This is a genomic window from Mesorhizobium sp. NZP2234 (genome assembly GCF_013170765.1).
GTDB classification, from domain to species: Bacteria; Pseudomonadota; Alphaproteobacteria; order Rhizobiales; family Rhizobiaceae; genus Mesorhizobium; species Mesorhizobium loti_D.
Genome location: NZ_CP033364.1, coordinates 1331937 through 1355059 on the forward strand (window position 1 = coordinate 1331937; position 23123 = coordinate 1355059).

A 23123-nucleotide genomic window follows, 5' to 3' on the forward strand; every position below is an offset into this window, starting at 1 on the left:
TTGCCCCGCTTTTTTGTTTAAATGCCCAAGGCGGCGAAGGCCAATGTCGGGCCATCGCGTCGCAAATGCACCAGATGCACCGCCGTGAGTTCAATCAGCGTCTGGCGCTCGGCGTGATCCCCGGCAAAGCCGGCCAGGTCGAACACTGCCGTCACGGTTTCGTTCGCCGGCAGCTGCTGGTCCAAAAGCGCCGTCAGGGCCGCGTCGAGCGGATCGGTGAAATGGTTTTCGGGCAAGGTCTTGCCGCGAGCGGCACAGGCGGCAATCCAGGCCGCCACCACCAGCGTGAGATGCACGAACTCGGTACCCGCTTCGAGGCACTCGATGGCGGACGCGATGATGCGCTGTGGGAGTTTCTGGCTGCCGTCATTGGCGATCTGCGCCGTGCGATGGGCGAGCGCGGTGTTGGAAAAACGCTCGGCAAGCTCGGCTGTGTAGGTGGATGTATCGAGCCCGGCGTCCTCCGGCAATGTCGGGATGGCTTCGGCCCAGAGCCCGTCGACAAATTGCCGGATCGCCGGATCGGCAAAGGCCCGGTCGACCGTGGCGTGGCCGCTGAGCAGGCCGAGATAGGCGATGCCCGAATGCGCTCCGTTGAGAAGCCTGAGCTTCATGTCCTCGAAGGGGCCGACATCGCCGACCATGGTGACGCCGAACTTTTCCCAAGCCGGCCGGCCGGCGGAAAAATTGTCCTCGATCACCCATTGGCGGAAGGGCTCGGTCATCACGGGCCAGGCATCGTCGACACCGAGTTCGCCAGCGACGCGTGCCCGGTCGGCGTCGGTGGTTGCCGGCACGATCCGGTCGACCATGCTCGACGGAAACGCGACCTGGCTTGCGATATGGTCGAAGAGTCCGGGAACCTCCGCCGTGGCAAGCCTGGCATCGCGCAGCGCGGCGAATTCGGTCAGCAGCCGATGCAAGGTGGCGCCATTGGCTGGCAGGTTGTCGCAGCACAGCACGGTGAAGGGCGGGGTGCCGGCTGCCAGTCGTTGAGCCAGCGCCTCGGCGAGAAAACCATGCGCCGTCTTCGGCATTCGCGGATTTGCCAGATCGTGGGCGATGTCGGGGTGAGCGGCGTCCAGCCCGCCGCCCGCGGCCCTGAGATAGGCCTTCTCGGTGATGGTCAGCGTGACGATGCGGGTGCGCGGATCGATCAGCGCGGCCAGCACCGCGGCCGGATCTTCCGGCGCCACAAGCATCGACTGAATCGAGCCGACGACGCGCAGCTCCTCCGCGCTACTGCTGCGGACCGCCAGCGTGTAGAGCCCGTCCTGCGGCCCCAGCGCATCGCGCGTGTCGGGGCTGCGCAGGGAGACGCCGACGATGCCCCAGTCCGTCTCGCCCGCCGCCAGGCAGTCGTCGACATAGGCGGCCTGATGGGCTCGGTGGAAGGCACCGACGCCAAGATGCACGATGCCGGGCGCAACGCGGCCGCGGTCATATGCGGGGATCTCGGCGGCCGCGGGCAGCAGTTGCAGCGTTGCGTTGGACAGATGGCTTCTGGTCATCACGATACCGGGGCTGAGGGCTTTGGGGACGCGGCCGATGACAGGCGGCGTAACACCTACGTCCGCCTGCCGCAAGGATGCCGCTTTGCCGGGGCACGTTGACATCGCGTTGGCCCAAACGTACCGATACCCAACTGGAAGGAGCTGCTTTCCCATGGTCGCGCTGATCGATCCGGACCTGCTTTTTCCGCCTGAAGCGCATTCGCGCTCGCTTGCCCGCGACCTCTATGTGGGGGTCAGGAACCTGCCCATTGTCAGCCCGCACGGCCACACCGATCCGCGCTGGTATGCGCTAAACGAGCCGTTCCCGGATCCGGCACAATTGCTCATCGTGCCCGACCACTACATCTTCCGCATGCTGTTCAGCCAGGGCGTACGGCTGGAGGATCTCGGCGTGGCGACCCTGGACGGCGCCCCGGTCGAGAGCGACGGCAGGACGATCTGGCGGCGCTTTGCCGAGCACTATTACCTGTTCCGGGGCACGCCGACCCGGCTGTGGTTCGACCATGTGCTGGCGCACCTGTTCGGCATCGAGGAGCCGCTGAGCGCCGAGACCGCCGACCGTCATTACGACACGATCGCGACGCTGCTGCAGTGGGAGAATTTCCGTCCGCGCGCCTTGTTCGAGCGCTTCAACATCGAGGTGATCGCGACGACGGAAGGCGCGCTCGACGACCTCAAATGGCACCAGATGATCCGCGACAGCGGCTGGGAGGGCCGTGTCGTCACCGCCTACCGGCCGGACGCGGTTGTCGATCCCGATTTCGAAGGGTTTGCGGCCAATCTCGACCGGCTGGGCGAGATCACCGGCTGCGACACCGGCGGTTGGGCCGGCTATCTCGACGCGCATCGCCAGCGGCGCGCCTTCTTCAAAGGCTTCGGCGCGACCTCGTCCGACCACGGCCATCCGACAGCCGAGACCGCCAACCTTTCCGATGCGGCGGCCGAGGAACTGTTCAACCGCATTCGCCGCGGCTCGGATGACGAGCGCGAGCGAAAACTGTTTCGCGCCCAGATGCTGACCGAGATGGCCAAGATGAGCAGGGATGACGGGCTGGTGCTGCAGATCCATCCTGGCTCCCAGCGCAATCATTCGGCTTCCGTTTTCCAGAAGTTCGGCCGCGACAAGGGCTTCGACATCCCGACACGGACCGACTACGTGACGGCGCTGAAGCCGCTTCTCGACTGCGTCGGGCTGGAGCGCGACCTGACCGTCATTCTCTTCACGCTCGACGAAAGCAGCTATGCGCGCGAGCTGGCGCCGCTGGCCGGCGTCTACCCGGCACTCAGGCTCGGTCCGGCCTGGTGGTTCCATGACAGTCCGGAAGGCATGCGCAGGTTTCGAGAGATGACCACGGAGACGGCGGGCTTCTACAACACTGTCGGCTTCAACGACGACACTCGCGCCTTCCCCTCGATCCCGGCCCGTCACGACGTGGCGCGGCGGGTCGACTGCGCATTCCTGGCGCGGCTGGTCGCCGAGCATCGGCTGCGCGAGGACGAGGCGCATGAACTGGCCGGGGAATTGGCCTATACGCTTGCCAAGAAAGCCTATCGGCTTTGACGGGACGTGCCTGGCTGGCGTTGGCCGGCCATTGACGGCAAGGAGATGACGATGACGAAGATATTCGCCCATGCCGGCGAGGCGCCCTGGACGCCGACGCCCGACGGCAACAGGCGGCGCGTTCTCCTCTCCACCGATGAATTGATGCTGGTCGAGTTCGGCTTCGACAAGGGCGGTGTCGGTGCGCTGCATTCGCATCCGCATGTCCAGTCAAGCTATGTCGCCGAGGGCCGCTTCGAGGTGACCATCGACGGGCTGACGGAGATCCTTGAGGCCGGTGGCAGCTTCATCGTGCCGTCCGGCCTGGTGCACGGCGTCAGGGCGCTGGAAGCGGGGCGGCTGGTCGACAGTTTTGCGCCGTGCAGGGCCGATTTCCTCGCCTGAGGGCGCTATCCGGGAAGGGTCACGGTTCGGCTTCCAGCAGCGGCACGCCGGCCAGCTCCAGCCTGATATGCCCACGCTCGGGCCGCAGCAGCCGGATCGGTGCGCCTTTCTCGTCAAGGCGCCGACGCAGAAGGATGAGCCTGGTTTCAAGATTGTCCTTGATATCAGGCAGCCGCAGCGTCGCGTCCCGCCTGATCTCGCGATTGGAGAAATCGCGGCGTCCCGTGGCGAGGAAGGTGCGGACAAGGTGGATCAGGAGCCGCCCGGGGACGCCTTTGATCAGATAGTCGTCGTCGATAAAGACACTGTCGTCGAACGCGAAATATCTTATCTTGAACGCGGGTGCTCCGGCCTGATCCGACGCATGTCCGCCTTGTGCCGACTTCGCGAAGGCATTGGCCTGGTGGCCACCTTCCAGTTCGGCAAGCCGCAACCCCGCGGCCAGTTGGCTCGCAACCAGCATCAGGGCATCCTCATCCTGATGGCCGAAAGCGAAACTGGCCTCGGACTCGACAAACAGCACGCCTCGCAATTTTCCCTGGGCAAGCATAGGCACCGCCATCTGGCTGCGCGGACCGGCAAGTCCGGGAAGCGGGATATGGCGTGTGCGCTCGGACGCCGAAAGTATGGCTGAGGCATAGCGTTGAGAACGCCGCAGGTCACAGATACGAACCGGCTGGCGCGTGGTGGCCGCGATGCCGATCACGCCTTCACCAAACGCGATCTCCGCGCCGACACCAAGGCTGCTGTATCCGCGACTCGCCAGGGTGCTTAGCCGCTGGGCGGTCTCGTCGGGCACCAGAACCATCGCATGCCGATAGTCGAAGCTGTTCTCAAGTCCGGCCAGCGCCTTGTCCAGCATAACATCGGCATCAGCTTCCGAGCCGATGGCGGCGGCAAGAAGCGCGGCCTTGGGCAGGTGGTTCGTTGTCGCGGGGACCGGATTGCGATGTTCAGGCGGGACGGCGCCGACCACCGCGCGGCAATCGCGCACGAAGTACAAGTCGGCGCTGCGCAGTTTCATGATCCCCGCCATTCCCTGTTGCGCACTCATCACCGAAAGATGCGATTTTATGCGTTCGAACAGCTCGCCATGGTCGAGCGCATGCAGGAATTCCAGATCGAGTATGTGTTGGACGCCGCTTCGTCCATCGACGACCATCAGCGTGGCGACGCCGCTGGCGCGCACATTGGCGGCCGTCTTGGAAAAGAACTGGTTCGAAAGCGCGACATGGCTCTCATCGACGTAATAGACATGAGACAGATACGAGATGTTGGGTATGCCGTCGCCATCGCTGGTCGCGATCACCGATGGGATGACGCCTTCAAAACTGTCGCGGATGTCGCTGAGGGAGATCATGGCGAGTGTGTCCGGAGCCTCTCGCCCGCACCGGGTCCGGGTGACTGCGAAAAGACATCGGTGGGCCGAAAACGGATACGAAGCAGATCACTGTCGACGAGGGTATGAGAGAGTTGATGCCGGGTCACGCCAAGCGCTTCCATCACCACCAGCATCTCGGAAATGTAGTTTTGCGCTTTCGCCCTGTCGGCATCGTCGGCCGGTGACACCGCCAGGATGCGGCCCTTGATCTGGACGGCGCGATAGTCGTGCGGGCGTACCATCGTGACCGCCACCGGTGCATCCAAGGCGGCGTTCTCGACAACTTCGGGCCATTGGGCCCGCGATACGAGCACGTCGATACATCCGAGGCTCGCGACATGCGCGGCGCCGGTGCCGCGGCCGATGGCTGGGCGAAACGCGGCATTGCGTGTGGATATGAGAATCATCACCGGACCTGCGAGCAGGTCGTCTATTTCCTTGCTGATCAAGGCCGCCCCATTGCCTACATGCAAACAGTCTAATCGGATAGGAAAGTTTTAGGAACAGGCATGCTGCTTAGGAAGCATTTAGGAAGCATGTTCTTCAGCCCTTGACTAGAAGGCCTCGCGAAGCCGGCGCGATCAGTCATCGTGACAATCGGGACGCCGCACAGACGGGAGATCTTCAATGACACATGCAAGAATACCAGACCTCAATGGCCGCTATGATCTTTACGGCCTGATCCACAAGGGTCTTCGCAAGGCCCAATGCGAATTGCTTGCGCGCCTGGGCAGCGCGGATTTCGACGATGCGGCGGCGACCGCACCATTGCTGGCCGACCTTCGTACGATCCTTATGCTTGGGGCCAGCCATCTTGCCCATGAGGACAGGTATATCCACCAGCCGCTCGAAGCGCGCGTGCGGGCTTCGACCGACCGCCTCGAGCACCAGCACGACGATCATCGGCTGGCCTTTGCAGAACTCGAGGACATGATCCGGGCGATAGAGGAGGCACCCCTTGATGCCCGGGCCAGCCTTGGTCGCCGGCTTTACATCGCTTTCACGGTCTTTGTCGGACACGATCTCGAACACATGCATGAGGAGGAGACGGTAACCGCGCCGCAACTATGGGCGAACTTCACGGATGCCGAACTGCAAGGCATCGAAATGGCGATCATCGGGTCGCTCACGCCGGAGAAGAACCTCGCCTTCATGCGCCTGATGATCCCCGCCATGAGCCGCAGCGAGCGTGCCGCGCTTCTGGGAGGCATGAAGGTCTCGGCGCCTGCCGACGCGTTCGCCGCCGTCATCGAATTCGCGGCGCGGCCACATCTGTCGCGTGAGGATTTTTGCGACCTCTCCAGCAGACTTGGGCTCGCTGCCTGAAATTCGCACCGGAGACGCTCGGAGGCAGTTCGCGTTCGAGCGCAAGGATTTCGACAGGGAGTCAGAACCATGCACAACCGCCATACGGCAGCCCTGGGCTGCACGATTTCAACCGGCCGGGCTGCTGCCCGCCGTGGAGGCTGCCGCGCATGCGCCGCGCATTGTCCGGCAAAGCCTGGTCGTGCCCAGGCGGCCGGTCGGCCATCGGCGGATAACAGGTGTTTTGCTGCAGGAAGAGGATCGCTGATCCGCACGCCGCCCGACAACCGATGATGGAAGGTCACATCGTGGGCGGCAGCCTGGCCTCGCCGGCCAATCGGCTCCTGGCCAGGGAACCCGCGCCTCGGACAAGGCGCGGGTTTGTTGCCTGGGCGCCAGTGGCGCCGCGGTACTCAAGACATCACCGCAGGATTGGAAACCTGCCGGATCATAGTGAATATAACCTTAATGCGCCGGCACCGGGTGGTCGCGACGGCTGGCGGCGAGCAGATGCGTGGCCTCGAGGATAGCCTCGGCCGGCGTGTCGGAGATATTCGCCGACCGTCCGCGCTTCGGCGCGGTCAGGTGATATGCCTGAGCAGGCCGAAAAGCCGCTCGAACGTCTTGCCATAGGGTGGGCGCAGCAGGGCGCCGGCGCTCAGGCGCGACTGCAGGAAGACCGGCTTCTCCTTGCTGAAGGCGCGGAATCCCCATTCGCCGTGATAGGCGCCCATGCCGCTGGCGCCGACGCCGCCGAAGGGCTGGTTCTCCTGCACCAGATGCAGCATGCAGTCGTTGACGGTGACGCCGCCGGTGACGGTCTCGCGCAGGATGCGCCGGCGGTTGGCGCTGTCGTTGCCGAACCAGTAGAGCGCCAGTGGCCGATCGGCCTGGTTCACATGGCTGATCGCCTCGTCGACGGTGGCATATTCGACGATCGGCAGCACCGGGCCGAAAATCTCCTCGCGCATCAGCCGCAGGTCCGGGCCGGCATTGCCGACCAGGGTCGGCACGAATTTCCGGCTTGTTGTATCGAGGTCCTCGCCGGCCGGGTTGATCTCGGTGATGGTGGCGCCGGCATCGCGGGCTTCCGCGATCATGGCGCGCAGGCGCTGGAAGTGCCGGTCGCTAACGATGGCTGTGTAGTCGGGGTTGTCGCGCAGCGTGGGGTAGAGCCGCGCCACCGCGGCTGCGAGCTTGGCCGTGACCGTGCCTGCCTGCCCCTTGGGCACCAGCAGGTAGTCCGGCGCGATGCAGGTCTGACCGGCGTTGAGCAGCTTGCCATAGGCAACGCTGGCCGTCGCCGCATCGAGATCGCAGGAGGGATCGAAGATCGCCGGCGACTTGCCACCGAGCTCGAGCGTCACCGGCGTCAGATTGGCGGCGGCGGCGATCGCGACCTGGCGGCCGACCGCGGTCGAGCCGGTGAACAGCAGATGATCGAACGGCATCGAGACGAAGGCCTTGCCCATCTCGGCATCGCCGGTGATGACGCTCAACTCGTCGGGCGAAAAATGCTCGACGGCCAATCCGGCCAGCAACTCCGAGAAAGCCGGCGTCAGCTCGGACGGCTTGACCAGCACGCGATTGCCGGCGGCGAGCGCCGCCGTCACTGGCGCGACGGCGAGCTGGAAGGGATAGTTCCATGGCGAGACGATGCCGACCACACCGAGCGGCTGCGGCACGAGGCGGTTTTTGCCCGGCAGGAACGGCAAGGTGGTGGCGACGCGACGCTCGCGCATCCAGCCTTTCAGGTGAGACAGCGCGTGACGGATGCCGGCGCGCACGACAAACAATTCGGCGAGGCGGGTCTCGTGAGTCGAGCGGCTGCCGAAATCAGCGTTGATCGCGGCGCAAATGTCGGCTTCGTGCCGCTCGGTCAGCGCCAGCAGGCGCTTCAGGCGGTCTTTTCGCACGCCAAGGTCCGGAAAGGGCTGTTTCTCGAAGGCGGCGCGCTGCAAGCCAAACCGCTCGCCGAGAACGTCCTGTCTCACCTGCAGCATCGCGCGCGCTCCTTGCTCCCGCGCAGCTTACATCAGGGCCAGCCTGAATCCAGCCAGGAGCACATGGCGCAGGGACAGGCGAGGCTCACATGGCTGTTTGACCTTCCGTTCGCATCCATGCCGTTGTATCGAATGCGGCAAGCTGAAATCTCCGACAAGGGCGCGTGGCGCATGATTCCGCAAATTCGTGTCACCGCCATGCGACACGGACCCGTCATTACGCCGGAGATGCTGCCCGGCGATGACGGGGCCAACATCAACGGGCCGTCGCTGATCAGCATGCCTGACTGGGTGCCCGGTCGGCTTGGTGCCTACTATCTCTACTTCGCCGACCACACGGGGACCTATATCCGCCTCGCCTACTCCGATTCGCTGCACGGGCCTTGGCGCATCCACCCCGGCGGTGTGCTGTCTCTTGACCAATGTCCGTTCATCGTCGGGCATATCGCCTCGCCCGATGTGCACATCGACCAGAAGCTTCGCCATTTCGTGATGTATTTTCACGGCCCGGCAAAATCCGGTGAAGGCCAGATCACCTTTGCCGCGACATCCGTCGACGGGCTTCGTTTCACTCCGCTTTCCGAACCGCTCGGGCCGTTCTACGCGCGCATCTTCCGCCACGATGGCTGGTGGTACGGTTTGCTTGGAACGGGAGCGATCACCGTCTACCGATCGAGAAACGGCATTTCGGATTTCCAACGCGGTCCGGTCGTGTTGCCTGCCGTGCGGCAGGACCTCGCCCCACGGCATGTCGCGCTGCAGAAATCCGGCCGCTGGCTGCGGGTCTATTACACGCGTCGGGGCGACGCGCCGGAACGGATCCTCTACGGCACAATCGATCTCGCCGAGGATTGGCGGGACTGGACCGTGCGAGGCGACAGCGAAGTGTTGCGGCCACTGACGGAGTTCGAAGGGGCCGGCTTGCCGGTCCGCCCCAGTCGGATCGGTCTGGCCCAGGGCAGGGAAAACGCGCTACGCGATCCAGCCATTTTCGAGCAGGATAATCAGACCTGGCTGCTCTATGCGGTCGCCGGAGAAAGTGGGATCGCCCTGGCCGAGCTTGGCTTTTCCGAGGTGCCAGCCGCGGCGCCCCGGAAGCCGGTCGTGGCGTTACGCCGCCGCGCAAGGCGGCTTTTCTGGCACCTTCGACAAAAGGCGCCAATGCTGCCTTCGGCAATGAAATCCCGAAACAGAATTTTCATCGCCGGATGCGCGCGCAGCGGCACCACGCTCAGCCTCAATCTGATGGGCTGTTTCGAGGATATCTATGTCCATACCAACGAAGCGCCATACCAGACACTGGTCAAACTGGATCGCTACCAAGCCAACCTGGTCGTAAAACGCACTTTCGTGAGCTACAGGGATCTTGAGGATTTGCCCGCATCGGTCGGCCTGATCTATTGCGTGCGGCATCCTTTCGACGTGCTGACCAGCTCTCATCCGGAGACCGTCGATCTGCGGCCCTTTCACGTGACCATGGAGCGTTGGGAGGCGGAGTATGATGGTTTGATGCGGCTGCGACAGGCCCAGCCGGAGAGAGCCATCACCTATTTACGCTATGAGGACGTGATCGCCGAACCGGACATCGTGCAGGCGAGGATTGCCCGATCCTTCGGCCTGGCGCCCGCTACGCTCTTCAGCCGCGATGCAAACAATCCCATCAGGTCCACCTCGCTGAGAAAATGGGAGCGCAATGAAGCGTTCAGGACCTATCTGCGCGGCCTGCCGCCGTCATTTCTCGATCGCGTGGACGGCTTCTGCCGGGAGTTCGGCTATGACAATTCGGCCGGCATATTGACGACGGAATTGGCTGAATGACGCAGGCAACCGGCATTCTGGCCGAGGATCGCAAGCGGCGCGTGCTGAAGGACGTGTTCGGCTTCGACGATTTCCGCCCCGGCCAGGCCGATGTCATGGACGCGCTGCTCGGCGGGCGCCATGTGCTGGCCGTCATGCCGACAGGTGCCGGCAAGTCGCTTTGCTACCAGGTCCCGGCGCTCGTCATGGGCGGGCTCACCCTCGTCATTTCGCCGCTGGTGGCACTGATGCAGGATCAGGTCGCCGCGCTACGGCTGGCGGGCGTTGGCGCCGACACGATCAATTCCTCGCTCGACCGCGAGGCCAATGTCGCGGCCTGGCGCCGCGTGGCGTCCGGCCAGACGCGGCTGCTCTATCTGGCGCCGGAGCGGCTGATGACCGAGCGCATGCTCGAGGCGCTCTCGCGGCTCGATGTCAGCCTGATCGCCATCGACGAGGCGCATTGCATCTCGCAATGGGGACCGGCGTTCCGGCCCGAGTATGAGGATCTGTCGCGGCTGCGGCACATCTTCCCCAACGTGCCGATCATCGCGGTGACGGCGACGGCGGACGAGAGCACGCGCAGCGACATCGAGGCCCGGCTGTTCGCCGAGCGGGTCGAAACGCTGGTGCTGGGTTTCGACCGGCCCAACATCAAGCTGGCCATCGAATCCAAGCAGGACAGCAAACGACAATTGCTGCGTTTCATCGAGCGTCACGCCGGCAAGAGCGGCATCGTCTACTGCCTGTCGCGCAAGAAGACGGAGGAGATGGCGGCCTTCCTCGAGAAGAATGGCGTCACCGCGCTCGCCTATCATGCCGGCATGAGCAAGGAGGCGCGCGAGGCGAACCAAAACGCCTTCATGACGCTCTCCGGCGTGGTCATGGTGGCGACCATCGCCTTCGGCATGGGCATCGATAAGCCCGACGTCGCCTATGTCTTCCACACCGACATGCCGGGCAGCCTGGAAGCGTATTACCAGGAGATCGGCCGCGCCGGCCGTGACGGACGCAAGGCCGAGGCGCACATGCTCTACGGCCTTGGCGATATCCGCATGCGCAGGCTGTTCATCGACGACGAGGACGCGTCCACCGAGCACAAGAGGCGGGCGCATCGCCGGCTCGACACGCTGATCGGCTATTGCGAGACGGCGCAGTGCCGTCGCCAGGTGCTGCTCGGCTATTTCGGCGAGGAAGCTTCGCCTTGCGGCAATTGCGACAATTGTCTCGACCAGGTGCCGCGCGCCGATGGCGCCGCCGAGGCGCGCATCATCCTGGCGGCCGTCGGCCAGAGCGGCGAGCGCTTCGGCGCTGCCCATGTCATCGACATCCTGCTCGGCCATGAGACCGAAAAGGTGCTGGCCAGGGGTCATGAGAGGCTGGCCAGCTTCGGCGGCGGCGCGGCGCACAAGAAGGATTTCTGGCAGTCGCTGATCCGGCAACTCGTCGCCGGCGGCTTCCTGGAGCCGGATCCGAGCGGCCATGGCGGCCTCGCCATCGCCGAGAAGGGTCGCGCGCTTGGCCGTGGCGAGACCCCGTTCCACTACCGAGTCGAGGTGCGCGCCCGCGCCTTGCGCAAGATGCGAGCGGCCGACGGTTCGGCCATGAATGCCGAAGGCATCGATGCTTCGCTGCTGGCCATGCTCAAATCCCTGCGGCTGCGGCTGGCCAAGGAGCGCCAGGTGCCGGCCTATGTGGTGTTTTCCGACCGCACGCTGATCGACATGGCCGAGCGCTGCCCGCGCGACCTCGACGCTTTCGCGGAAGTGAACGGTGTGGGAGGGGCAAAGCTCAAGGAATTCGGTGAGATATTCCTGAGCGCAATCGCGGCGCATCTGTCAGGGGCGTGAGCGGCTGACGGCTTCCGGCGGCGCGCCAGCGGAAGCTTACGAGGGCAGATTTCATTCGCCGGGACCTGGAAGACGATCGGCCTGGCGTTGAATGCACGCAGCCGGAAGGTGCCGGCGAGGCCGACGCCGGCAAGTCAGCTCCCGAGCTTGGTGGCGAGTTCGGCCTGGATTTGCCGCAGCACCGCCGAGGCGGTCTCGAGCTCGTCGTCGCCAATGAGAGAGACCAGCTCGTGGCGAAGCTCGGCCAGCACCGTGTTGATCGAACTCATCCGCGCCTCACCGTCCTTGGTCAAGGACAATATCTTGGCCCTGCGGTCGCTGGGATCCTCACGCCTTGTGATCAGGCCTTCGGCCACCAGGAGATCGACGAGACGCACCAGCGAAGGCCCTTCGAGGCCGGCCTGTTCCGCGACCGCTCCCTGGCGAGCCTCGCCGCCCAGTTGCCACAATGCCAGCAGCGGCATGGCCACGGCATGCGAAAGTCCGCAACGATCCAATCGCTCGTTGGCGGTGCGACGCCAAAGGCGCGCAACATTGGTTATCAGCTGGCCGATCGTTTCGCGGCTTCTGGATCGCTCATTTTCCATTGCCAATGGTTCGCATACAATCTATTTGAATGCAATTGATACCAGCGAGAGATGACGAAGGCGATCGTTCCATCTGTCCGCCAGGTGTCCGTTCTCAGTGTGAGGGATCGGCGTTCGCCGGACCCTTTTAGGTGTTTTCCGATGTCCGTTGCTTTTAGCGCAGTGCCCTCAGTTTCCACTCCAGCAAATCCGCGTTCGCGCGTCATACTGGCGAGCCTGATAGGCACCACGATCGAATTCTATGACTTCTATGTCTACGCCACGGCCGCCGTGCTGGTGTTTCCTCACCTGTTCTTCCCGGCCGGCAACGACACGACGGCGCTTCTCGCTTCCTTCGCCGTGTTCGGCGCGGCGATGATTGCGCGCCCGCTCGGCGCGATCTTCTTCGGCCATCTGGGCGACCGGCGCGGCCGCAAGATCACGCTGGTTGGCGCGCTGCTGACCATGGGGCTGGCGACATTCCTGATCGGCCTGCTCCCAACCTACGCGAGCGCCGGATGGCTGGCGCCGGCCCTGCTGGTGGTGTTGCGCCTCGCTCAGGGTTTTGCGCTCGGCGGAGAGTGGAGCGGCGCCGCACTGGTGGCGACGGAGAACGCGCCGAAGGGAAAGCGCGCTGTCTACGGCACTTTCCCCCAACTCGGCGCGCCGATCGGCTTCATCATCGCCAACGGCCTGTTCCTGAGCATTGCCGCAGCGATGCCCTCGGACGACCCCTCGCGGCCGTCGATGGCGTTCCTTTCGTGGGGATGGCGCATCCCGTTCCTGTTTTCGGTGGTCATGGTGGCCATCGGTCTGTGGGTCCGGCTCAACCTGGTCGAGAGCGCCGCGTTCGACAATACGGTGCGCACTGGCCGGGTCAGAAAGCTCCCGCTGGCTTCGGCGGTCAAGACGCATTGGAAAGAGCTCATACTCGGCACTTTCTACATGCTCGCCACCTATGTGCTGTTCTACCTGATGACGACGTTTTCGTTGAGCTATGGCCGCGCGGCACCCTCGGCGGCGGTACCGGGCCTCGGCTACAGCTACACGACCTTCGTGCTGATGATGATCATCGGCGTTGTCTTCTTCGGCGTCTTCACCATGGTCTCCGGCCCGTGGGCCGACCGCTGGGGTCGCCGACGCACGCTGATCTGGATCACTCTGGCGATCGCCGCCTTCGGCCTGCTGTGGGTGCCGATGCTTCATGCCGGCACCGTCGGCGTCATGGCGTGGCTCATCGTCGGCTTCAGCCTGATGGGCATGACCTTCGGCCCGATGGGGGCGCTGCTGCCCGAGCTGTTTCCAGCCAATGTCCGCTACACCGGCTCGGGCATCTCCTACAATGTATCCTCGATCCTCGGCGCGGCCGTGGCGCCGTTCATCGCGGTAGCCCTCTGGAGCGCCGGAGGCGGACCTTTCTGGGTCGGCGTTTATCTGTCGGCCATGGCGGTGCTCACCCTGATCTCCTTGTTGATCGGGAATGAGACAAAGGATGTCGACATCAACAATTAGGTTCAAGGAGCTTTCCCGACCCGCCTGGGAGGAGCGGGTCAAAGAGCTGACGCACAATGACGCTCCCTTCCTGGCAAGACTGGCTGTTTTCGATCAAGGCGTTCATCGCCTCGATGCTGGCGCTCTATATCGCGCTGTCATTCGACCTGCCGCGCCCTTACTGGGCCATGGCCGCTGTCTACGTCGTGGCCAATCCGCTTGCCGGCGCGACCTCCTCCAAGGGGCTCTACCGCGCGCTCGGCACACTGATAGGCGCGTCGGCGTCAGTCCTTTTCTTGCCGATGTTCGTCAATTCGCCGCTGCTGTTGAGCATGGTCGTGGCGTTGTGGACTGGCGGGCTGCTTTATATTTCGATGCTGGACCGGACGCCGCGCAGCTATGTCTTCATGCTGGCCGGCTATTCGCTTCCGCTGATCGCGCTGCCGGCGGTCGATGCGCCCCAGACGATCTTCGATATCGCCTCGGCCCGCAGCCAGGAGATCATCCTTGGCATCGTTTGCGCCAGCGTGGTCGCGCAATTGCTGTTCCCGATCGGGCTGTCTTCGCTCTTGTCCTCGCGCATTTCCAACTGGCTTGGCGATGCCGCTGCATGGGCGAGCGACATCCTGCGCGGCGAGGGCGGGCTTGGGGTAACCTTGCTGGCCCGGCAGAAGCTGGCATCGGACATTTCAGGGCTCGACATCCTCATCAGCCAGCTCGGTTACGATGCCCATACGCGCGGCGTCACGCGACAGGCGCGACAGTTGCGCGGGCGGTTGATGTTGCTGCTGCCGCTGCTGTCGTCGCTCGATGACCGCATCCATGGCCTGAAGTCGCAGGACCGCGCGATCCACGAGGAGTTCTTCACCCTTCTCGGTGATGTCGGAACCTGGCTCCAAGTGGTGGACGGTCCGGACCGCGCCGTTCTGTTCCGCTCCCGCATTGCTGATTTGCGGCCGGCCGCGCACGCGGTCGACTGGGACAGCCTCATCCTCGACAGCGCCTTGGCCAGGCTGAGGGAGATCGTCGACGCCTGGCACGACTGCCTGGTGTTGAAAAAGCAGATCGCGACAGGCGATTCGCGGGGCGAAAGGCTCGCCTTCCGCCGTCGCCGCACTTTCTCGCGCACCCGCCATCACGACTACGGTATGTTGTTCTTCTATGCCGGTTCCGTGATCCTCGCCGTGCTGGCGGCCAGCGCCCTGTGGATTTATTCGGGCTGGGCGGAAGGCGCCGGCTTCGTGCTGATGGTGGCGGTCGGGAGTTCGTTCTTCGCCGCCGCCGATCGGCCCGCGCCGCTTCTCCTGTCGATGTTCGTCTGGTGCACGGTCAGCCTGGCGGTCACCGCCCTCTACCAGTTCGCCATCCTGCCGATGGTTCAAAGCTTCCCCTTGCTGGTTCTCGTACTGGCGCCGCCTTTCCTCGTGCTCGGCACGCTCATTCCCAGGCCTCAGCTCAGCATGCTGGCGATGCTGCTCACCGTGAACACCGCATCCTTCATTGCCCTCAGCGACCGGTTTTCCGCCGATTTCGTCTCGTTCGCCGATGGTGGCCTCGCCGCCCTGGCGGGTGTGGGTTTCGCGCTGGTGTGGACGCTGGTGGTGAGGCCATTCGGCGGGGAGATCGCAGCCCGGCGCCTGGTGCATGCCGGCTGGTCGGACCTTGCCCAACTCGCCGCCGGCGATCGCGTCGAGGACCAACGCCGGCTCGCCGGCCGCATGCTCGATCGTCTCGGCCAGCTCGTGCCCAGGCTCGCGGGGACGGAGAACAAGGCGCTGTCGACAATCGATGGCTATGCGGAAATCAGGCTCGGCCTGAACATCGTGGAACTGCAGCGGATGCGCAACCGCCTCACGCCCGACGAGAGGCGCGAGGTCGGCATCGTCCTGTCGGCCGTCGCCGAGCTGTTCAAGGAGCGCCTGCGCCTTGGCGCGGCCGTCACAGCGCCGCCGCGGCTGCTGGCGCGTATCGATCGCGCCCTCGCCACGGTCGCGGGCCGTCAGGCCACGCCGGCCCGGCGGTCGGCGGACGCGCTGGTCGGGCTGCGGCGGGCGCTGTACCGGAACGCCGCGCCACCGATTTATTCGACAATGTCGGAACCCATGCTGCTGGTGGCGGAGTAGATCGATCATGCAAAGCGATATCAGCATAGGCGGCGTCTATCTGCCGGGTCTTCTCGTCCTGATGCTGGCGGCCTTCGTCGTGGCGCGGATCGTCTGGCAAGTGTTGTCGTGGACGGGACTCTATTCCTTCGTCTGGCACAGGGCACTCTTCAATTTCGCGCTCTACATCCTCATCCTCGGGGCATTGTCCTCGCTTTCGAATCGGCTGTTGTCATGAAGTACCGCTTTCTGCGCCTTACCGGCAGGATCCTCGTCACCGCTATCGTCGTTGTCATCGCTTGCGTCGCGGCCTGGAAGCTGTGGGACGACAACATGAATGCCCCATGGACGCGTGATGCGCATGTCCGCGCCGACGTCGTCGGCGTCACGCCTGACGTGTCGGGCCTGGTGGCCGAGGTCCTGGTCAAGGACAACCAGGCGGTGAAGAAGGGCGATGCTCTTTTCCAGGTCGACCGCCAACGCTTCGCGGTGGCGCTCGCTCAGGCGCAGGCGGTGGTGGAGGGGAAGCGGGCAACGCTCGACCAGGCCAAGCGAAACCTCGACCGGCTTCAGCGCCTGACCGCCTCGGCGGTCAGCATCCAGCAGATCGAGGAAGCGCGGTCGACGGTAGCCGAGGCGGAATCGGAAAGCCTGCAGGCCAGCGCATCGCGCGACCTGGCGCAGCTCAATCTGGACCGTTCCGAAGTCCGGGCGCCGGTGAATGGCATCATCACCAATCTCAGCCTTCGCCCGGGAGACTATGTCGCCCCCGGCACGGCCACCATGGCGCTCGTCGACACCGATACGATGCGCATCGAGGGCTATTTCGAGGAGACGAAACTTTCGCGCATAGGGATCGGCGCCAAGGCATCGATCAGGCTGATGGGATGGCCAAACACCCTGTCCGGCCATGTCGCAGGCATCGCCGCGGGGATCGCGGACCGCGAACGCAGCTCGGGCACGTTGCTGGCGGACATCAATCCGACCTTCACCTGGGTGCGGCTCGCGCAGCGCGTTCCCGTGCATATCGTGCTCGACAGCGACGCGGCCACCAAGGCACGGCTGGTTGCCGGGACCTCCGCAACGGTGACCATCGACCGCGCTACGGCACGGTGAGGGCGCCCGCCTCGCGCGGCGCGGTGCTTGAACGGCGGCTCTTTACGCCGGCATTGACCAGGCAATAGCGGCCACGGTTCACGGCGCCGAGACGACTCCGGTTTTGACATGCTTTGCCAAAATACGTCATGCTGGCTTTGAAAGGGGGCTGATATGACGGCCACGGATATATCCTCCCTCACCGGATTGAATTGCCATGGTCGTGAGATCGTTTGCCGGCGGGCGTCAGTGCCGGCCGGCTTCGCCCGCCGCCGAAAAATTGTGCCAGGACCCATCTGTGAGAATAGTTCTAGGAACCTATCAGTTCGATGATGTTGGCGGCAGCGAGACCTATGCAATAACGATTGCCGAACAGTTCCTGAAACTTGGCCACGACATCACGATCTATGTGAAGGCACCTGGGAAGATGGCTCAGGTGGCCAGGGAGCGGGCGATCAGGATCGCAACGGATCTCGAGCTTCCAACGCCCGATGTCGTGCTCAGTAAGGACGGCGTCGTCGCTTATGAGATATCGGCCAGGTGGCCAGAGGTTCCTCACGCTTTTATCTGCCATAGTCCGCTTTTCGAATTGCAGACGCCCCCGGCTGTTCCTGGTGTGGTCGGCGCGGTTGTTGTCATGAGCGCGCGATTTGAAGATCGGCTTCGTGCCCTGGCCACGAAGCACCGGATTGTTCGCTTTCGCCAGCCGATCGATGTGGACAGGCTGGCGCCCCGCGGCGCAGCCCGCAAACAGCCGAAGAAAGCGCTTCTGCTGGGGAACTATCTGCAAGGCGAAGCAAAGCGCTTTCTGGTCGACGCGTGGAGCGGCGCCGGGGTCGAGTTCATGCAGGTCGGCAGCCCCGCCGGCACCAATTCGGCCGACATCGTCCAAGCCATCGCGGAGGCCGATATCGTTGTGGGGAAGGCCCGGGCGATCCTGGATGCGATGTCCTGCGGCCGGCCTGCCTATGTGTACGATGTCTTTGGGACGGACGGCTGGGTAACCCCACAGGTCTATGAGGCGATGGAGGCCGACGCGTTCGCGGGGCTCGCTCTATCGCGCCCCTTTGATCCCGCACAACTGGTCACCGATCTGGGTGCCTATGATCCCCTCATGGGAATGGCTAATCGGAAACTGGTCATGATGCATCACCACGCGCGAATCCATGCCCAGCAGATGATCGATCTGTGTTCGGATCTGGCAAAGCCGACGGCAAGCCGGACCACGCCCAAGCTTGAGCTCTCGAGATTGGTGGCGTCGAACTGGAGGTCGGAATCCAAGTTGCTGTCCGCCAGGATAGCATTTGGACCGGTGGCCGAGCGCGCCAAAAGGGCCGAAGACGAAGTCAGCCGGCTTCGCGCCGAGAACGGACAATACCGTCGCACGATCGAGCAACTGACGAGGGAGCTCAACATCCTGACAACCGGGGAGGAGCGAAACGACTTCCGGCGCCGGATGGCGGCGAAAGTCGACCGGGACCTCGAGGCTGATCAGGGCAAGTTGTCCGAAAACACCACGGATGAACCGGGCGTGAAGATCCACATGTCCCAGATCAATCGTCGCGTCGTCATTGCGAAGATAAAGCGCCTGATACGCAAGCACTATCGAAGGCTGACAGAATGAACGAGTTGAAGAAGTCCGATCGCGCACCCTACCTTATGTGCGCGGACGATGTTCAAATCGGCGACGACGTCTCCATAGGCGCCTATGTCGTCCTCTATCCCGGAACACGACTGGGCCGCGGAGCCCGTATCGAGCATGGCGCCATAATAGGCAGACCAAGCCAATCGAATCCCGGTTCGGTTGCCCAGCCAACAGTTCAGCAGCCGACCGACATAGGCGAGAGAACCATCGTTGGCGCCTACGCCATCGTCTGCTCCGGCGCGATGACCGGCCCCGACGCCTATATCGGTGACCATGCCCTGATCCGCGAAGGCGCGCGTCTTGGGGAAAGGAGCAGCGTCGGTTTCTCCTGTACGGTGGGAAGCAAGTGCGTCATCGGAGAAAACACAAGAATCCAGGGGTTTTGCGGATTTCCGGCAGGGACCATTATCGAAAGCGACTGTGCCATCGGGCCCTACGTCGTCGCGCTCGCCACCACGTTCAGTCCCAACGGGAGGACACCTGACGGTCCCGTTGTCGTTCGGCAGGGTGCCCGTATCGGCAGCGCCGTCCAATTGATGCCCGGGGTGGAAATTGGTGCCGGCGCAACGGTCGGCGCCGCCTCGGTGGTCACCCGCAGCGTCCAGCCCGGCATGACCGTGCGCGGAACCCCGGCATCCGCCAACGTGACAAGAGATGGATGAAACTGGCGGGAGGAAGGGAGGTCTATGCCGTTCAACCCGCCGGGTGGCGCAACTGCTGTTCCTCCCCGGTGCTAAGAAGGGACCGGATCGCTCTGAACACCAGCGTTATGGCTTCGTCGCGCCCGACATCGTCGGCGACTGCCTTGCGCAGCCAAAGTCCATCGATCAGGGCAGCGATGACAAAACTCGCCTCGCGAAGGCGTGTTGTATCGAACATCCCTGCAAACACCGAAGCCAGGTTTGAGCGCAATCGGCGGTAAAACAGCCGCTGGAGCCGGGCATATTGCGGATTTACGCCCGCCTCGGCACAGACCGACAGCCACGCATTGGCGATGGGGCGGGTGAACGCCGAGGCGGGAAAGTTTCCTTCAACGATCGCTTCCAACCGTGCCCAACCGGTCCGCGCCGCCTCCAGTCGCGCTATGACGTCTTCCATCAGCAGGCGATTGTTGTGGCGCACCATGCCGAACAGAACCTCGTCCTTACCCTTGAAATAATAGGCAAGGATGCCGGGCGACATGCCGGCTTCACGGCATATGCGGGCCGAGGTCATGCCTTGCAACCCATGCTCGAGGAATACGCGGCGGGCGGCGGCAATCAGCTCGACGCGCCGTATGTCCTCGATTTTCGTCCGCTTGCCCTGAGTCGTCATTGCTCTTTCTAGCAAATAAGATTTTTGTACGCTCATACAAGATTCTATATTGACATATAATGCAGAGGCCATAGCGTTGGCGGGCAATTCGTCTCACGAAAAAAATGGGGAGCCACAATGCGCACGAGACTCGTTCTGGCCTTGCTTTCGGCGCTCGTCGCCTCGCCGGTCATGGCCGCCGACGCATCGCAATGTCGGAAGGTCCGCATGGCGGATCTGGGCTGGACCGACATCGCCCTGACCAACACCACCGCCGAGGTCATCCTCGATGCCTTGGGATATGACGCCACTCAAACCTTGCTCGGCCTCGGGGTCGCCTATTCGGCGCTGAAGGAAAACGACATGGATGTCTTCCTGGGCAATTGGAGGCCGGTCCAGGACGAGGAATACAAATCCTACTTCGACGAGGGATCGGTCGAAGTGCTGGGCGTCAACCTGGAGGGTGCCAAGTACACGCTGGCCGTACCGCAATATGTCGCGGACCAGGGGATCAAAAGCTTCGACGATCTTGCTTCCCATGCCGACAAGTTCGGCCGCAAGATTTACGGAATCGAGGCAGGCTCGAACAAGCCGCTGCTCGACATGGTGGCCGCCAACCGGCACGGGATGGGCGATTGGCAGATTATCGAATCCAGCGAGGCAGCAATGCTGACGCAGGTCTCGAATTCCGTGGCGGACAAGAGCTGGGTCGTCTTCCTTGGCTGGGAACCGCATCCGATGAATCTCGATTACAAGATAAGCTATTTGTCGGGCGGGGACGTCGAGTTCGGACCGAATTTCGGCGGCGCCACGGTGCGCACCATCGCTCGCAAGGGATTCTCGGCGGAATGCCCCAACGCGGCCAAACTGTTCGCCAATCTGGTATTCGATCTCGACTATGAGAACCACGGCATGCGGATGATCCTGGGGGAGGGCAAATCCGCCGACGAAGCCGCCCGCGAGATGATCAAGCGCAATCCGGACAAGCTCGCCAAATGGCTGGACGGCGTCTCGACCCTTGGCGGCCAGCCGGCCGTGCCGGCCGTGAAAAGCGCTCTCGGCCTTTAGATGACGCAAAGCATGCTTGCGGCCGTGCTGGAACACGCCGGCCAGCCGTTGCACATCATGAGCGTGCCGCGGCCGGAACCGGGTCCCGGAGAAATACTGGTCCGTCTGGAGGCCAGCGGCATATGCCATACCGATGTGCATGTGTGGCAAGGGCATCTGCGGCCGGCTTCGGGGCAAGCGGCGGCGATTCTTGGCCATGAGGGCGTGGGCAGGGTGGTGCGGACGGGTGCCGGCGTCACGGGCTGGCGGGTTGGCGAGCGGGCGGGCGTCGCCTGGCTGCATGACGCCTGCGGCTGCTGCGATGAATGCCACGCCGACATGGAATCCTTCTGCCAGCACCAGCGCGCCCATGGCTTCGATGTCGCGGGCACTTTTGCCGAATATGTCGTGGCCGATGCGCGTTTCGCTGCGCGCGTGCCGGACCAAGGCGATGCGGCCATGCTGGCGCCTTTGATGTGCGCGGGCCTGACCGCTTTCGGGGCGCTGAAGCGGGCGGAGGTCGTTGCCGGCGAGGTCTGTGCCGTGTTCGGCTGCGGTGGCCTGGGCCTTTATGCGATCCAGATCGCCCGGCGGCTCGGCGCGGTGGTCATCGCCGTCGACACGGATGAGGCCAAGCTCCGCCTCGCGGCTTCACTTGGCGCCGAACACACGCTTCTTGCCTCGCCCGGTCTGGCTGGTGATTGGCCGGCGCGGCTGCGTGCCCATGTCTGCATCAATTTTGCGCCGACACCGGCGAGCTGGGATGCGATGACCGCGGCCATCCGTCCGCGCGGCAGGATCATCGCCGCGGCCATGGTCTCGCAACCGGTACCCCTCAGCCAGGAATGGCTCACCGCCACCGGTGTCTGGATAACCGGCACCAGCGTGGGCACGCGCGCGCAGATGCGTGAACTGATGCAATTGCACGAGGCGCAGCCGCTAGAGGCTCAGGTCGAGCGCGTCACGCTCGCGGAAGTGACCAGCGCGCTGGGGCGGTTGAAAGCGGGCACCGCCGAAGGACGGCAGGCGATTGTCTTTGGTGCCGGTGTCTGAGATGCCGTCGGCCGAGTCGTATCGGCGGGATACGCATTGCCAGATACGCCACCGACAGGGGATTGGGCAGACTGTGCCGCCAGACCGGATGGGCGGGCGATGCTTGGCGGGCCGAAGCCGAAGAAACGGAGAACTACGTCTACTCCATAGCCCTCCAAAATTGAGCGAATGGCGACAATTGGGGTGGGTAGCGGAGGTTAGCTATTGCAAGGCAGACTGCCAAATCGGACGAGCGTGACCACGGTCTGCTTCTCGGCATGAACAGTGATCCGAAGGCAAGATGTGAGGACGGGCAGCGGCGATCTTGCGGCACACCTGAACTCGGTGGAAAGCAAGCGGGCTCCATCGGGGGCGCATACTCCCGATCAATCAGGCGGCCGCAGCGCGATTGAGTTTCGGAACGACGGCGTCGATGAACGTGTCCATCGTTGCTTCACCCATATCCACGGCCTTGGCACCTTCGCCATGGATAATCCTCACGTCGGTGATGCCGAGGACGTTGAGAATGGCCTTGAGGTATCGGGGGGCAAAATTGAGGTGGTTGATGGGCGAGGCCTCGCCATAGATGCCGCCGGACGCCAGCACCACGGTGGCTCTCTTGCCGATCAGCAGTCCCTTGCCGTCGAAGCCAAGCGTTACGCCCTTGCGCACGATGTGATCGATCCAGGCTTTGAGGCTGGCCGGGATATTGTAGTTGTAGACCGGCGTGGCGATGACAAGCTCGTCAGCTGCCAGCAATTCGGCAACCAGCGCGTCCGAGAGACGCAGTTGCTCGGCCATGTCCGAGGTATGGGCATGCGGTGACGTGAAATAGGCCGACAACCACGGCATGGTCACGTGCGGCAGCGCATCCACGGCCAGGTCGCGCCGCACGACCGCGCCATCCGGGTGCACCTCGAGCCAATTGGCGACAAGGCGTTTGGTCAGCTGGCGGGAAATCGAAGCCTCGCCGCGCGCGCTGGTTTCGACAACGAGAAGGTTGGGCATGGCGTCCTCAAGGTTTGGGCTAAACAGCCGGAACAGATGCGGACGATAT

At 63.7% G+C, this 23123-nt stretch carries 20 protein-coding genes; 13 read left to right on the forward strand and 7 right to left on the reverse strand.

The annotated features are described in order from the left end of the window. Nucleotides 1-17: 17 nt before the first annotated feature. Nucleotides 18-1511: a mannitol dehydrogenase family protein gene (locus tag EB230_RS06450; protein ID WP_172371876.1), complete on the reverse strand. Its 1494-nt coding sequence runs from the start codon at nucleotides 1509-1511 to the stop codon at nucleotides 18-20. Nucleotides 1512-1665: 154 nt separating this feature from the next. Here EB230_RS06450 and uxaC point away from each other — a divergent pair, with 154 nt between their 5' ends. After that, a complete protein-coding gene (gene uxaC, locus EB230_RS06455) occupies nucleotides 1666-3075 on the forward strand; it encodes a glucuronate isomerase (RefSeq protein ID WP_172371877.1) in 1410 nt (469 codons plus the stop codon). Between the two features lie 45 nt (nucleotides 3076-3120). Beyond that, entirely contained in the window at nucleotides 3121-3459 is a 339-nt protein-coding gene (locus EB230_RS06460) for a cupin domain-containing protein (RefSeq protein WP_056576442.1), read from the forward strand. Nucleotides 3460-3478: 19 nt separating this feature from the next. On the opposite strand, the gene EB230_RS06465 is transcribed toward EB230_RS06460, so the two are convergent. Continuing rightward, complete coding sequence (locus EB230_RS06465; protein WP_172371878.1) at nucleotides 3479-4819, reverse strand: GAF domain-containing protein; 1341 nt, start codon at nucleotides 4817-4819, stop codon at nucleotides 3479-3481. Then, nucleotides 4816-5289: a hypothetical protein gene (locus EB230_RS06470; protein WP_056576444.1), complete on the reverse strand. Its 474-nt coding sequence runs from the start codon at nucleotides 5287-5289 to the stop codon at nucleotides 4816-4818. Before EB230_RS06470 ends, EB230_RS06465 begins: the two co-directional genes overlap by 4 nt. A 178-nt stretch (nucleotides 5290-5467) precedes the next feature. On the opposite strand from EB230_RS06470, the gene EB230_RS06475 reads away from it, so the two are divergent. Continuing rightward, entirely contained in the window at nucleotides 5468-6166 is a 699-nt protein-coding gene (locus tag EB230_RS06475; RefSeq protein WP_056575157.1) for a hemerythrin domain-containing protein, read from the forward strand. Nucleotides 6167-6726: 560 nt separating this feature from the next. On the opposite strand, the gene EB230_RS06480 is transcribed toward EB230_RS06475, so the two are convergent. Beyond that, complete coding sequence (locus tag EB230_RS06480) at nucleotides 6727-8148, reverse strand: coniferyl aldehyde dehydrogenase (protein WP_172371879.1); 1422 nt, start codon at nucleotides 8146-8148, stop codon at nucleotides 6727-6729. 63 nt (nucleotides 8149-8211) lie between these two features. On the opposite strand from EB230_RS06480, the gene EB230_RS06485 reads away from it, so the two are divergent. Next, on the forward strand, nucleotides 8212-9966 hold the full coding sequence (locus EB230_RS06485; protein ID WP_172371880.1) for a sulfotransferase: 1755 nt from the start codon (nucleotides 8212-8214) through the stop codon (nucleotides 9964-9966). Further along, complete coding sequence (recQ, locus tag EB230_RS06490) at nucleotides 9963-11795, forward strand: DNA helicase RecQ (protein ID WP_056575173.1); 1833 nt, start codon at nucleotides 9963-9965, stop codon at nucleotides 11793-11795. Before EB230_RS06485 ends, recQ begins: the two co-directional genes overlap by 4 nt. A 134-nt stretch (nucleotides 11796-11929) precedes the next feature. Here recQ and EB230_RS06495 read toward each other — a convergent pair whose 3' ends face one another. Further along, nucleotides 11930-12259: a MarR family transcriptional regulator gene (locus EB230_RS06495; protein WP_244494131.1), complete on the reverse strand. Its 330-nt coding sequence runs from the start codon at nucleotides 12257-12259 to the stop codon at nucleotides 11930-11932. A gap of 264 nt (nucleotides 12260-12523) precedes the next feature. Here EB230_RS06495 and EB230_RS06500 point away from each other — a divergent pair, with 264 nt between their 5' ends. The 6 genes from EB230_RS06500 (at nucleotide 12524) to EB230_RS32940 (ending at nucleotide 19356) form a co-directional block, all read left to right on the forward strand. Continuing rightward, nucleotides 12524-13873, forward strand: a complete 1350-nt coding sequence (locus EB230_RS06500; RefSeq protein ID WP_056575178.1) for an MFS transporter — start codon at nucleotides 12524-12526, stop codon at nucleotides 13871-13873. A gap of 56 nt (nucleotides 13874-13929) precedes the next feature. Then, nucleotides 13930-15975, forward strand: a complete 2046-nt coding sequence (locus EB230_RS06505) for an FUSC family protein (RefSeq protein ID WP_056575180.1) — start codon at nucleotides 13930-13932, stop codon at nucleotides 15973-15975. 7 nt (nucleotides 15976-15982) lie between these two features. Beyond that, a complete protein-coding gene (locus EB230_RS06510; RefSeq protein ID WP_056575183.1) occupies nucleotides 15983-16192 on the forward strand; it encodes a DUF1656 domain-containing protein in 210 nt (69 codons plus the stop codon). After that, nucleotides 16189-17070: an HlyD family secretion protein gene (locus tag EB230_RS06515; RefSeq protein WP_065005502.1), complete on the forward strand. Its 882-nt coding sequence runs from the start codon at nucleotides 16189-16191 to the stop codon at nucleotides 17068-17070. Before EB230_RS06510 ends, EB230_RS06515 begins: the two co-directional genes overlap by 4 nt. A gap of 196 nt (nucleotides 17071-17266) precedes the next feature. Then, nucleotides 17267-18673: a hypothetical protein gene (locus EB230_RS06520; RefSeq protein ID WP_172371881.1), complete on the forward strand. Its 1407-nt coding sequence runs from the start codon at nucleotides 17267-17269 to the stop codon at nucleotides 18671-18673. Next, nucleotides 18670-19356, forward strand: coding sequence for a DapH/DapD/GlmU-related protein (locus tag EB230_RS32940; RefSeq protein WP_056575192.1), 687 nt, complete (start codon nucleotides 18670-18672; stop codon nucleotides 19354-19356). Before EB230_RS06520 ends, EB230_RS32940 begins: the two co-directional genes overlap by 4 nt. A 31-nt stretch (nucleotides 19357-19387) precedes the next feature. Here EB230_RS32940 and betI read toward each other — a convergent pair whose 3' ends face one another. After that, complete coding sequence (betI, locus tag EB230_RS06530; protein ID WP_162258939.1) at nucleotides 19388-20044, reverse strand: transcriptional regulator BetI; 657 nt, start codon at nucleotides 20042-20044, stop codon at nucleotides 19388-19390. Nucleotides 20045-20125: 81 nt separating this feature from the next. Between betI and choX the strand changes: the two genes are divergently transcribed. Both choX and EB230_RS06540 read left to right on the forward strand, forming a co-directional pair. After that, a complete protein-coding gene (gene choX / locus EB230_RS06535; protein WP_056575198.1) occupies nucleotides 20126-21055 on the forward strand; it encodes a choline ABC transporter substrate-binding protein in 930 nt (309 codons plus the stop codon). A 12-nt stretch (nucleotides 21056-21067) separates the two neighbouring features. Then, entirely contained in the window at nucleotides 21068-22087 is a 1020-nt protein-coding gene (locus EB230_RS06540) for an alcohol dehydrogenase catalytic domain-containing protein (protein WP_244494122.1), read from the forward strand. Nucleotides 22088-22456: 369 nt separating this feature from the next. Here EB230_RS06540 and EB230_RS06545 read toward each other — a convergent pair whose 3' ends face one another. After that, entirely contained in the window at nucleotides 22457-23074 is a 618-nt protein-coding gene (locus EB230_RS06545; RefSeq protein WP_056575204.1) for an NAD(P)H-dependent oxidoreductase, read from the reverse strand. Nucleotides 23075-23123: the final 49 nt, after the last annotated feature.

What these genes read in the sequence shown, in the direction of transcription:
- EB230_RS06505 (WP_056575180.1), top strand. Translation starts at nt 13,930, where the DNA reads ATGACGCTCCCTTCCTGGCAAGACTGGCTGTTTTCGATCAAGGCGTTC.
- EB230_RS06475 (WP_056575157.1), top strand. Translation starts at nt 5,468, where the DNA reads ATGACACATGCAAGAATACCAGACCTCAATGGCCGCTATGATCTTTAC.
- EB230_RS32940 (WP_056575192.1), top strand. Translation starts at nt 18,670, where the DNA reads ATGAACGAGTTGAAGAAGTCCGATCGCGCACCCTACCTTATGTGCGCG.
- recQ (WP_056575173.1), top strand. Translation starts at nt 9,963, where the DNA reads ATGACGCAGGCAACCGGCATTCTGGCCGAGGATCGCAAGCGGCGCGTG.
- EB230_RS06465 (WP_172371878.1), bottom strand. Translation starts at nt 4,819, where the DNA reads ATGATCTCCCTCAGCGACATCCGCGACAGTTTTGAAGGCGTCATCCCA.
- EB230_RS06515 (WP_065005502.1), top strand. Translation starts at nt 16,189, where the DNA reads ATGAAGTACCGCTTTCTGCGCCTTACCGGCAGGATCCTCGTCACCGCT.
- betI (WP_162258939.1), bottom strand. Translation starts at nt 20,044, where the DNA reads ATGAGCGTACAAAAATCTTATTTGCTAGAAAGAGCAATGACGACTCAG.
- EB230_RS06485 (WP_172371880.1), top strand. Translation starts at nt 8,212, where the DNA reads ATGGCGCAGGGACAGGCGAGGCTCACATGGCTGTTTGACCTTCCGTTC.
- EB230_RS06540 (WP_244494122.1), top strand. Translation starts at nt 21,068, where the DNA reads ATGCTTGCGGCCGTGCTGGAACACGCCGGCCAGCCGTTGCACATCATG.
- EB230_RS06450 (WP_172371876.1), bottom strand. Translation starts at nt 1,511, where the DNA reads ATGACCAGAAGCCATCTGTCCAACGCAACGCTGCAACTGCTGCCCGCG.
- EB230_RS06520 (WP_172371881.1), top strand. Translation starts at nt 17,267, where the DNA reads ATGGTCGTGAGATCGTTTGCCGGCGGGCGTCAGTGCCGGCCGGCTTCG.
- uxaC (WP_172371877.1), top strand. Translation starts at nt 1,666, where the DNA reads ATGGTCGCGCTGATCGATCCGGACCTGCTTTTTCCGCCTGAAGCGCAT.
- EB230_RS06460 (WP_056576442.1), top strand. Translation starts at nt 3,121, where the DNA reads ATGACGATGACGAAGATATTCGCCCATGCCGGCGAGGCGCCCTGGACG.
- EB230_RS06500 (WP_056575178.1), top strand. Translation starts at nt 12,524, where the DNA reads ATGTCCGTTGCTTTTAGCGCAGTGCCCTCAGTTTCCACTCCAGCAAAT.
- EB230_RS06545 (WP_056575204.1), bottom strand. Translation starts at nt 23,074, where the DNA reads ATGCCCAACCTTCTCGTTGTCGAAACCAGCGCGCGCGGCGAGGCTTCG.
- choX (WP_056575198.1), top strand. Translation starts at nt 20,126, where the DNA reads ATGCGCACGAGACTCGTTCTGGCCTTGCTTTCGGCGCTCGTCGCCTCG.
- EB230_RS06495 (WP_244494131.1), bottom strand. Translation starts at nt 12,259, where the DNA reads ATGCCGCTGCTGGCATTGTGGCAACTGGGCGGCGAGGCTCGCCAGGGA.
- EB230_RS06480 (WP_172371879.1), bottom strand. Translation starts at nt 8,148, where the DNA reads ATGCTGCAGGTGAGACAGGACGTTCTCGGCGAGCGGTTTGGCTTGCAG.
- EB230_RS06510 (WP_056575183.1), top strand. Translation starts at nt 15,983, where the DNA reads ATGCAAAGCGATATCAGCATAGGCGGCGTCTATCTGCCGGGTCTTCTC.